The following is a 616-nucleotide window of genomic DNA, read 5'->3' as shown; positions in this document are numbered from 1 at the left end:
TCAGCCTGAACGAAAGTTAATCACAGGTAAACTGAATGCTTTATTTCTAAATGATCTTGAGATTCATAAGGTTCGTCTTCTGTTAAAAGGGCCTGACTTTAGAGATCCGCTTGAGATTGCTAAGGTTCTAACACCGTTTATAACAGCAGGTGCAGTTTCTCCGAATGATCTACGTGATCTGGCCGGACGGGTGCTCGGGAAGACGCTTGAAGAATGGCCAGAGGAAGAATACAACAGGCCGATTGGTAAGACTAACGAATCGTCCGCTTCCGATCCTTTGGCTGCGCTGTTTAAATCTAAGACCGGTACTCCTGATATGATTGGGTTATTAAAAGATATGCGGGATGTTCTGGAGGATCTGAAGAGATGAACAAAACGGATAAGCTGTTGGAAAATTTAAACGTATTTATTCAAAAAGCCGAGGAAGATGAGAGGAAGAATCTAATGGAGAGTGTACCTAATTTCCCCGGCCTTTCTAAGATACCCAACTTTGTTGAAGAATATGAAAAAGGAATCGCCAAATTGCTCAGACGCCAGCGTAAGAAGTATTTAGACGGTCTGAATGGTTTTGTAAGCAAAGATTCGAAAGCGACTTTAGAAGCGCTTCTAGTGTTTT

The 616-nt window shown here is 42.0% G+C and carries 2 pseudogenes; both read left to right on the top strand.

Annotated features, from left to right (window positions below):
• A pseudogene (locus LWH95_RS21855) lies at positions 1-370 on the top strand (phage portal protein); the annotation flags it as partial.
• A pseudogene (locus LWH95_RS21850) lies at positions 367-616 on the top strand (hypothetical protein); the annotation flags it as partial. The pseudogenes LWH95_RS21855 and LWH95_RS21850, both read left to right, overlap by 4 nt.

The organism is Bacillus sp. G16, assembly GCF_021282335.1.
GTDB classification, from domain to species: Bacteria; Bacillota; Bacilli; order Bacillales; family Bacillaceae; genus Bacillus; species Bacillus inaquosorum.
Note: the sequence above shows the minus strand (reverse complement) of the source record. Positions and strands in the feature narration are given on the sequence as shown.